At 64.3% G+C, this 9,604-nt stretch carries 9 protein-coding genes; 4 read left to right on the forward strand and 5 right to left on the reverse strand.

Annotation, left to right across the window (positions count from 1 at the left end; all coding sequences use genetic code 11):
* Positions 1-26: 26 nt before the first annotated feature.
* From ACVOLQ_RS10260 to ACVOLQ_RS10270, 3 genes are read right to left on the reverse strand one after another with little or no spacing between them, the layout of a single operon-like run.
* Positions 27-2,174: a putative bifunctional diguanylate cyclase/phosphodiesterase gene (locus ACVOLQ_RS10260; protein WP_481527909.1), complete on the reverse strand. Its 2,148-nt coding sequence runs from the start codon at positions 2,172-2,174 to the stop codon at positions 27-29.
* On the reverse strand, positions 2,171-3,088 hold the full coding sequence (locus ACVOLQ_RS10265; protein ID WP_481527910.1) for a phosphate/phosphite/phosphonate ABC transporter substrate-binding protein: 918 nt from the start codon (positions 3,086-3,088) through the stop codon (positions 2,171-2,173). The genes ACVOLQ_RS10260 and ACVOLQ_RS10265 overlap by 4 nt, the downstream gene beginning before the upstream one ends.
* Before the next feature lie 59 nt (positions 3,089-3,147).
* Positions 3,148-3,912 (reverse strand): RNA methyltransferase, encoded by a 765-nt coding sequence (locus ACVOLQ_RS10270; RefSeq protein WP_313169616.1) that lies wholly within the window; start codon positions 3,910-3,912, stop codon positions 3,148-3,150.
* Positions 3,913-4,031: 119 nt separating this feature from the next.
* Between ACVOLQ_RS10270 and ACVOLQ_RS10275 the strand changes: the two genes are divergently transcribed.
* Positions 4,032-4,859: an inositol monophosphatase family protein gene (locus ACVOLQ_RS10275; protein ID WP_313169615.1), complete on the forward strand. Its 828-nt coding sequence runs from the start codon at positions 4,032-4,034 to the stop codon at positions 4,857-4,859.
* Positions 4,860-5,066: 207 nt separating this feature from the next.
* On the opposite strand, the gene ACVOLQ_RS10280 is transcribed toward ACVOLQ_RS10275, so the two are convergent.
* Both ACVOLQ_RS10280 and htpX read right to left on the reverse strand, forming a co-directional pair.
* Complete coding sequence (locus ACVOLQ_RS10280) at positions 5,067-5,885, reverse strand: hypothetical protein (protein ID WP_481527911.1); 819 nt, start codon at positions 5,883-5,885, stop codon at positions 5,067-5,069.
* A 258-nt stretch (positions 5,886-6,143) separates the two neighbouring features.
* Entirely contained in the window at positions 6,144-7,010 is an 867-nt protein-coding gene (gene htpX / locus ACVOLQ_RS10285) for a protease HtpX (RefSeq protein ID WP_313169611.1), read from the reverse strand.
* 92 nt (positions 7,011-7,102) lie between these two features.
* Between htpX and gluQRS the strand changes: the two genes are divergently transcribed.
* From gluQRS to phaR, 3 genes are all read left to right on the forward strand, one after another.
* Entirely contained in the window at positions 7,103-7,990 is an 888-nt protein-coding gene (gene gluQRS / locus ACVOLQ_RS10290) for a tRNA glutamyl-Q(34) synthetase GluQRS (protein WP_481527912.1), read from the forward strand.
* 56 nt (positions 7,991-8,046) lie between these two features.
* A complete protein-coding gene (phbB, locus tag ACVOLQ_RS10295) occupies positions 8,047-8,787 on the forward strand; it encodes a beta-ketoacyl-ACP reductase (RefSeq protein WP_313169608.1) in 741 nt (246 codons plus the stop codon).
* Between the two features lie 80 nt (positions 8,788-8,867).
* Positions 8,868-9,458, forward strand: a complete 591-nt coding sequence (gene phaR / locus ACVOLQ_RS10300) for a polyhydroxyalkanoate synthesis repressor PhaR (RefSeq protein ID WP_481527913.1) — start codon at positions 8,868-8,870, stop codon at positions 9,456-9,458.
* Positions 9,459-9,604 lie beyond the last annotated feature (146 nt).

Consider the following 9,604-nt stretch of genomic DNA (forward strand, 5'->3'; position numbering starts at 1 on the left):
CCGCGCAGCAGGCCGGGGCGACGGCATCAACGCATTGCCGCCATCGCCCCCTGCTCCAGCAGCCCCACCAGGCCGGGCGCGTCCAAGGGGCGCCCCAGCCAGTAGCCCTGTACTAGGTCACAGCCGCGCTGGCTGAGCAGCTCGAACTGCGCCTCCTGCTCCACGCCTTCGGCCACCACCGTGATGCCCAATGCATGCGCCATCGCGATGATGGCGGTGGTGAGCGCCAGGTCGTCGGCATCGCGCTCCATGTCGGCGACAAAACTGCGGTCGATCTTGACCCCGTCCACCGGCACCTGGCGCAGGTGGCTGAGCCCGGAAAAACCCGTGCCGAAGTCATCCAGCCACACCTTCACCCCTGCCCGATGCAGCTTCTCCAGCAACGATACCGCCAGCATCTCATCGCCGATGACCGCCGTTTCGGTCAGTTCCAGGTGCAAGCGCGATGCCGCCAGACCGGAGCCATGCAGGCTCGCCTCGACCGCCTGCAGCAGATCGCCATTGCGCAACTGCTTGGGTGAGACATTGACCGAGATGAACAGCTCCTCGCCATTCAGATTGCGCGGCCACTGCCTGGCCTGTTCGCAGGCCATGCGCAGTACCTTCGGGCCCAGCACCTGGATCAGGCCACTCTGTTCGGCCACGTCGATGAACAAGGCCGGCGGAATCGCCCCCAGCACCGGGTGATCCCAGCGCAGCAACACCTCCGCGCCGCACAGCATGCGGTCGCGGGTACGGAAGATGGGCTGGTAAACCAATCGCAGCTCGTTGCGCTCCCATGCGCCACGCAGCTCCTGTTCCAGGTGCAAGCGCCGCTCCACCGCATGGTCCATGGCCCGGCTGTAGTAGCGGAAGCAGTTCTTGCCGGCCAATTTGGCCTGGTACATCGCGATGTCGCCATTCTTCAACAACGCAGTGGCATCGGTGGCGTCTTCCGGGAACAGGGTGATGCCGATCGAGCTGCCCAGGAAGATCTCGCGCTGCTGTACCTGCAGCGGCTTGGCAAGATCGATCACCAGCCGATCGGCCAGCTGCTTGGCGATCTCGGCGGCACTGCGCGCGCCCTGACCGATCAGGATGACGAACTCATCGCCACCAAAACGGGCCAGCAAGGCGTCGTCGCCACCAATCTCCTCGACCGCGGCGGCAATATGCTGTGCGAACTGCAGCAGCGCATCGTCGCCGGCCTCGTGGCCCAAGGTGTCATTGACCCGCTTGAATTCGTCGATATCGATGAACAGCAGCGCCAGGCCGCGCCCGGCAGCGCGCGCGCCCAGCAGACGGTGGTCCAAGGCCTCGCGGAAGGCGAGCCGGTTGGTCAGGCCCGTCAACGCGTCGGTATACGCCATCTGGCGTACATCGCGGTCATGCCGGGCGATGCTTTGGCTCATGCGGTCGAAGGTACGCAACAGTTCGCCGATCTCATCGCCGCGCCGGGTCGATTGCGCCTCGATGAGGTAGTCACCGCGCTCAATGCGCCGCGCCGCCGCGCCCAACCAGCGGATCGGCCTTACCAGCGTGTACTGCACATAGAACGCCATCACGCAGGCGAAGCCGATCAACAGCAGCATCAGCGCCATTGCCCAGCCCAGCTCGCGCCGCTGCGCATCCTGCACGCGCTGCTCCAGCGCCTGCATGGACCTGGCCTCCTGTGCGCGTACCGGTGCCAGGTTCATGCCCACGCGCAGGCCGCCCAGGCGCTGTTCGCCTATCGACAGTGGCACATCCACCTCCAGGATCGACGGCGATTCCTGCACCTGCAACTTGTCTGTCGCGACCGCAGCGGCAGCCAGCGGATCCTGCATCGGCTGCCCGTAACCGGCGACGTCGAAGGAACCGTCATGGATCAGCCGGCCCTCGGGGTCATACACCAATACATAGCTGACCGACTCCTGCCTGGCGGTATTGCGTACCAGCGTGCCAATGGCCGATAGATCGGAGTAATACAGCGGATTGACCAGGGTATCGGCCAAGGCATTGGCCAACGCCGTGCCACGCTCGCGCACGCCCTGGTCAAACACCTGGGCGAGCACCTCACCGCTGTTGCGCAAGGCCTCCCGCTGCGCCGAAGCCTGGCGCACCAACATCAGAGAAACGATTGCCAGCACCACCAGCAGCGCTGCACCACTGGCCAGCAGGAAACGGGCCTGCAATCCAAACCGGGGCCTGCTCATTCCACCTCCATCCGGATCCGGGCCAAACCCCGCCGCAACCGTTCGAGCGCGCGCAGATTGTCCGGGTCCACCGGGTGAAAACCGGTGGTACCGAAGAATTTGGCCAGTGCCGGACCGGCCAGCGGATCACTGCTGGCCTGCAACAGCACCTGCTGCAAGCGGTCACGCACCAGCGGATCCAGGTCGGCGCGCACCATTTCCACCGCGCGCGGAATGGGCTCGCTGCGGTACAGCACCCGCATGTCCTGGCGGAACGCCGGCGGCATGGCCTGGTTGTCGCTCCAGTCGATGCTGCTGATCACCCCGGCATCCACCACGCGCTTGTGCACATAGGTGGAGATATTCAGCTCCGAGCGCACAAACACATAGCCGACCGAGTCCTCGACCGGCGTGTCACGCGGGTCGAGCAGGATCTCGGGCTGCACATCATGGTCGAGCAGCTCCATCGCGGGCACCAGGTAGGCACTGGTGGACAACGCGCTCTGCATCGCCAGGGTGCGCCCCCGCAAACCTTCCAGGGTTGTAACCGGACTGTCGCGACGCACGAAGAACACGCTGTGATAGCTGCCCACGCCATTGCGTTCAGTCAGCAGCAAAGGCCTGGCACCGGCGCGTTGGCCCAGCGCCATCGCCGTGCCGGCCGTCTCGGTAACCCAGTCCACCCGGCCGCGGCGCAGATAGCTGCCCATCTGCTGCGCGTCCTTGGCCATCAGGATGCGTCCTTCGACGATCCCGACTTCGCGCATGCGTGGCACCACATAATCCAGCAGTGGCTTGAGTTGGTCGTAGTGCGCCTTCGGATCATCACTGATCCTCCCCAATACCAACACCGAACGATCAACCGCCCCGACCGCCACAGGCTGCAGTGCAACCAGTGTCAGTACGGCTCCCCAAAGCCATCGCAAGACACCCAAAACGACACCCCCCGCTGATCCATCCCCACAGAGTACTGGTTTTTACAAACCGTGATGCATTACTCAGTTTTTTTCTGTCCAGCCAATCGCGCCATCCGCTGGGCATCCGACAGGATGCCACGCATCAGCCGCACCTCCTGTTCCGAGAGCTCCGCCTTCATGAACAGACGGCGCAACTTGCGCATGGCCGACTCGGGTGCGCGGCCCTTGTGGAAGTCGATCTGGTCCAGGGTGTCGCCGAACTGGCCGAACAAGCCCTCCAGCTGGGCATGACTGGCCGGTGCCTCGCCATGACCCAGTTCAACCGGCGCCGGCGCGGACGCCTCGGCCTCCAGCGCGGCCATCCGCACTTCGTAGGCGAGCACCTGCACCGCCGCAGCCAGGTTCAGCGAGCTGAATTCAGGGTCCGACGGGATATGTACGGCGGCATGGCAGAGCTGCAACTCCTCATTGGTCAGACCGGTGCGCTCGCGACCGAACACGAACGCCACTTCGGCCGGCTCGGCAGCCTTGGCCACCGCACGCTGACCGGCCACTTCCGGTAGCAGCTCCTCCAGTTGCACGCGCCGCGCGCGCGCGGTGCAGCCCATCACCAGCCGACAATCGGCCACCGCCTCCGCCAGGCTCGCGAACACCGGCGCATCCCCCAATACATCCTCGGCACCCGCCGAGCGCCGGAAAGCCACATCATCCAGCGGCTTTTCCGGGGCCACCAGGACCAGCCGTGCCAGCCCCATGGTCTTCATCGCACGGGCCGCCGCGCCGATGTTGCCGGGGTGCTGGGTGCCAACAAGAACGAAGCGAATATGAGCAGAAACGGACATGGCGTTAAAAAATCAGGAGCGAGACAGCTGTAGATGGTAAACTGCGCGGCCGGTCAATGCGCCGGACCCGCTCTTTTCCCCCGCCAATCCGATCTCTGCCTTCACGGGAGCCTTTCGCCATGCAGAAACCCGCCGTAACCGTCATGGTCAAGGCCGCCCGCCTCGCCGGCAACGTCCTGCTCCGCAACATCAACAAGCTTGAAGCCCTGAACGTCGTGCAGAAGGGTCGGATGGATTACGCCAGCGAAGTCGATGCCGACGCTGAGAAGGTAATCGTCAAGGAACTCAAGCGCGCCTATCCGGAATACGGCATCTTCGGTGAAGAGGGCGGTATCCAGGGCGTGAACCGCATGATGTGGGTGATCGACCCGCTCGACGGCACCAGCAACTACCTGCGCGGCTTCCCGCACTACTGTGTCTCCATTGCCCTGGTTGAAAACGGCGAGCCGACCGACGCGGTGATCTTCGACCCGCTGCGCAACGAGCTGTTCACCGCCTCCAAGGGCAACGGTGCCGTGCTCAACGACCGTCGCCTGCGCGTGGCAGACCGCAAGGACCTGGAAGGCACCATGATCCACACCGGCTTCGCCCCGCGCGAACGCAGCCGCGCCAGCACCCAGCTCAAGACCGTGGACACCCTGCTGGTGCAGGCCGAGGATGTGCGCCGCACCGGCTCCGCCGCGCTGGACCTGGCCTACGTGGCCTGCGGCCGCGCCGACGCCTACTTCGAGGCTGGCGTGAAGGCATGGGACATTGCTGCCGGCGTGCTGCTGGTACGCGAAGCCGGCGGCAAGGTCTGCAACTACCGCGGCGCTACCCTGGACCGCATGGACTCGCGCGGCCCGGAGACCCAGCAGGTCGTGGCCGGCAACATCAAGGTGTGCGAAGCCCTGCAGAAGGTCATCGTCAACACCGGCTACGCCGCCGAGTTCGACCCGAAGTTCTGATTCAGCTGCCATCGCAGTGAATCATCCGAAAACCGATGCCAGCGTTCTGGCATCGGTTTTTTTGTGGGCAAAGCGCGGTGCACCGATTTTCCTGTGGGAGCGGCGCAAGCCGCGAAGCAGGAAATCCATCAGATGACACAGGCCGCCGACGCCCCGGCAATGCCAGCTTCGCGGCTTACGCCGCTTCCACAAAAACGTCAGGCCGGCTCAGCCAGCGGATACAGCGGGAACCACCGCAGCGCCGACAACCGGCTGCCGGCCCCAGCCATATCGGCTGGCCAGCCAGATCTCCAGCAATACCAGCGCCATCACGATCAGCAGCGGCAGCAGCAAGCCAAAATAGATACCCGGCATCATCGAGCCGATCTGCGCCTTCAGCAGGCGGATCACCCCCTTGGTATGCAGCAACTCGCTCATGCGCATGCCCAGCGCTTCGCGGAACACAGCCTTATCCAGCCCGCTGCGCCCGCCCACCTGCTCGACCAGGCTGTCCTCCACCCACCGCAGCATCACCTCGCTGCGCAGGTGCTCGATGCCCTTGCGCGCCCAGCGTTGCGGCAGGCTCTCGCCTTTGAGCACGCTGACATCGGCCAGGCGGCGTTCGCTGAGATAGGACTCCACCGCAATGCGCGCAGCTTCGTGTGCGGAAACATCATCGCGCAGCATCGCCTCCAGCTCCGGCGTATCCAGCGAATTCTTGAAATCCACCAGCCAATGCTCGGTGGCGGCCTGCAGGTGCGGCTGGAAGTGATCGATCTGCTTGTACAAAGCGCGCTGGCCGCCCGCGACCAGGCCCAACTGCAGGCCGATGAAGGCAAACAGCAGCGGCAACACCACCACATAGCTGGCAATCAGCCAGTGATGCCAGCGCCGTCGCCGCGCAAGGCCACCGCGGCGCGCCAGCAGCACCCACACCGCCACTCCCAGCGCCAACCCCACCACCGTCCCCAATACCGAGCCGCCGATCAAATCCAGCACGCTCAGCCCGTTCCAGAACTCCATCGCCCAATAGTGTGCGTCCTGCACTGCCCGCTCTCCGTTCGTCTCCAAGGTCCAGAGGGTAGCCACAAACCGGCACAGGGTGAAGGCCACCGTCCGATTTCATCGGACAGAAAATCACCGAACCGCCTTCGCCCGCGGCCACCGGCAATACCCATCCGTCCATGCCATCCATGCAAAAAGACAACGCCCCTTGCGGGGCGTTGTCTTCGATCAATCCTGTACCAAGGGGGCCAGGGTGGCGGCACGATGCCGTGCGCTCACCAAGCCTCGCAAGAACCCGGCTCAGGCCACCGTCGAGGCACGCAGCGCGGCGATGCGCTCATCCAGCGGCGGATGGCTGAGGAACAGCTTCTTGGCCGCCGAGCCGGCGATACCGAAAGCGGCAATCTGGGTCGGCAAGGTGCTCTGGCCATGATTGAGCTTCAGACGCTCCAGCGCGGCGATCATCTTCTGCCGGCCGGCCAGCGAGGCACCGCCCTGATCAGCGCGGAACTCACGATGGCGCGAGAACCACATCGCGATCATCGTCGCGAACAGGCCGAACACCATTTCCAGCACGAACACGATGATGTAGTAGGCAAAACCACGGCCGCCGCCTTCGCGGTTACCCGACAGCGCGCTGTCGATGACACCACCGACCACACGTGCCAACACGATCACGAAGGTGTTCAACACGCCTTGCAGCAGCGCCATGGTGATCATGTCGCCGTTTGCGACGTGCGCGATCTCATGGCCCAGCACCGCTTCGGCCTCGTCTTCGCTCATGTTGTGCAACAGGCCGGTGGACACCGCCACCAGCGCGTTGTTGCGGTTGGCACCGGTGGCGAACGCGTTGATTTCCGGCGCGTCATACACCGCCACTTCCGGCATGCCGATACCGGCCGCCTTGGCCTGGCGGGCCACGGTGTCCAGCAGCCAGCGTTCGGTCGGGTTACGTGGTTCGGTGATGACGACGGCGCCCGTGCCGCGCTTGGCCATGAACTTGGACAGCAGCAGCGAGATGATCGAGCCACCGAAGCCAAAGATGGCCGCCATGACCAGCAAGCCGCTCATCTGCGAGGAATTCACGCCCAGAAGGGACATGACGACGCTGGCCAGGATCAGCACCGCGACGTTGGTCAGAAGAAACAGCCCGATACGGGTAAACATGGGAAACAGATCCGTGAGGATGGGAGATACAGTCAATTTGCGGCGCAGACAGCTTGAATTCAAGCATTAATCTGACCGACGATTCAGCTTCGATGCCAGCTACTCCCTACCTCGGCCGCTTCGCGCCCTCCCCGACCGGCCCTTTGCATTTGGGCTCCCTGCTGGCTGCCTTCGGCAGTTGGCTGCTGGCTCGCCATGCCGGCGGCCAATGGCTGGTGCGGATCGAAGATATCGACCCGCCGCGGGAAGTGCCCGGGGCGGTCGATTCGCAGCTGGCCACACTGGCCGCGTTCGGCCTGAACTCGGACCTGCCGGTGCAGTACCAGAGCCGACGCAGCCATCTTTATCAAACCGCGATTGCGCAATTGTTGGCACAGGACAAGGCATTTGCCTGCCATTGCAGCCGCGCCGACCTGTCCAGCCAAGGGGGCATTCATCGCCGCTGTGTCGCCAGCCAGCAGCGCCCGCAGGCAGCGATCCGCCTGCGCGTGGCCGATGGCAGCCATGTCAGCTTCGACGATGCCCTCCAGGGACTGCAGCAGCAAGACGTGGACCGTGAGGTCGGCGACGTGGTCCTGTTGCGCGCCGATGGTTATTGGGCTTATCAGCTGGCAGTGGTGGTGGACGACGCCGAGCAGGGCATTACCCATGTCGTGCGCGGTGCCGACCTGATCGAATCGACCGCACGGCAGATCCTGCTGCAACAGGCCCTGGGGCTGCCAACCCCGGGTTATCTGCACCTGCCGCTGCTGCTGGACAGCGACGGCCAGAAACTCTCCAAGTCACAGGCTGCCGTACCCGTGGACAGTGCCCAACCGGTGCCCGTGCTGCGTTGGCTGTGGGCCGCACTGGGCCAATCGCCGACAGCGCTGGAGACCAGTACCAGCGTTGCCGAGACCTTGCAGCAGGCGGCCGCCGCCTTTGTGCCGGCGCGGCTGCAAAAAACCTCGGTGCGCGCGCCTCTGCAGCCCCCGGGTTGAGCGCAGTTTCATTAGAATCATGGGCTGCCCTGCACATCTGCCCTGGAGTTGAGCCCATGACATCGCGCGTCGCACTGGTCACCGGTGGTACCGGCGGCATTGGTACCGCCATCTGCCAACGCCTCGCCGACCAAGGGCACCGGGTCGCCACCAACTTCCGCAATGCCGAAAAGGCCCAGCAGTGGCAGCAGCGCATGCGCGAGAAGGGCTACGACATCGCCCTGTTCGAGGGTGACGTGGCTGACCCGGACAGCGGCCGCAGCCTGATCCAGGCTACCGAGGCCGCGTTAGGGCCGGTGGAGATCCTGGTCAACAACGCCGGCATCACCCGCGATACCACCTTCCATCGGATGAGCCCGGAGCAATGGCACGAGGTGATCAACACCAATCTCAACTCGGTGTTCAACGTCACCCGCCCGGTGATCGAGGGCATGCGCAAGCGCGGTTGGGGCCGGGTTATCCAGATCAGCTCGATCAACGGCCTGAAGGGCCAGTATGGCCAGGCCAACTACGCCGCCGCCAAGGCCGGCATGCACGGCTTCACCATTTCCCTGGCCCGTGAGAACGCAGGCTTCGGCATCACCGTCAACACCATCTCGCCGGGCTACGTGGCCACCGACATGGTGATGGCAGTGCCCGAGGAGGTACGGGCCAAGATCATTGCCGACATCCCCACCGGGCGCCTGGGCAAGCCGGAGGAAATCGCCTATGCGGTCGCCTTCCTGGTCGCCGAGGAGGCCAGCTGGATCACCGGCTCCAATCTGGATATCAACGGCGGCCACCATATGGGCTGGTAAGCCCTGGTCCTTGCTGCAGTCCGGCACTTTGCGTGCTGCGCAACAAAAATACACTTCACCGAGCCTTGCAACCTGTACTTTTGGCGGTTGCAAGCCCTGCTGCACTGCGCCATGCTGCGCACCTAACCGTGACGAGTGACCGCTTAATGGCTGCGACCCGCATCATCAAGAAGTATCCGAATCGCCGGCTCTACGACACCGAGATTTCCAGCTACATCACCATTGAAGACGTCCGCCAGCTGATCCTGGATGGCGAGGAGTTCGAGGTCCGCGACGCCAAGAGCGGCGACGACCTGACCCGTTCGGTGCTGTTGCAGATCATCGCGGACAAGGAGCAGGACGGCGAGCCGATGCTGTCGACCCAGCTGTTGAGCCAGCTCATCCGTTTCTACGGCGACTCCCTGCAGGGCTTCATGGGCAATTACCTGGAGCGCAGCATGCAGGTGTTCCTGGACCAGCAGCAGCAGTTCCGCCAGCAGATGGGCAACCTGCTCGGGCAGACCCCGTGGGCGATGATGAACCAGCTGACCGAGCGCAACCTGGAGCTGTGGCAGGAATTCCAGCGCAACATGGGCGCCGGCTTTGGCGGCACCCGTCCGCCGGCAGGTGGCAGCAAACCGACGGAGCCACCGCCGACCAGCAGCGGCAGCAAGACCCGCAGCGGTCGCTGAGGGCAACGAAAAGGCCGACGCATGCGTCGGCCTTTTGCTTTGTGGAGCCCTGCTTTTTTGTAGGAGCGGCGTAAGCCGCGAAGCTCCTGCTGCATGAGACTAAAGTGGCTTCGTGGCATACGCCGCTCCTACAACAAGCCAAGGCA

The organism is Stenotrophomonas sp. STEN031 (genome assembly GCF_056759975.1).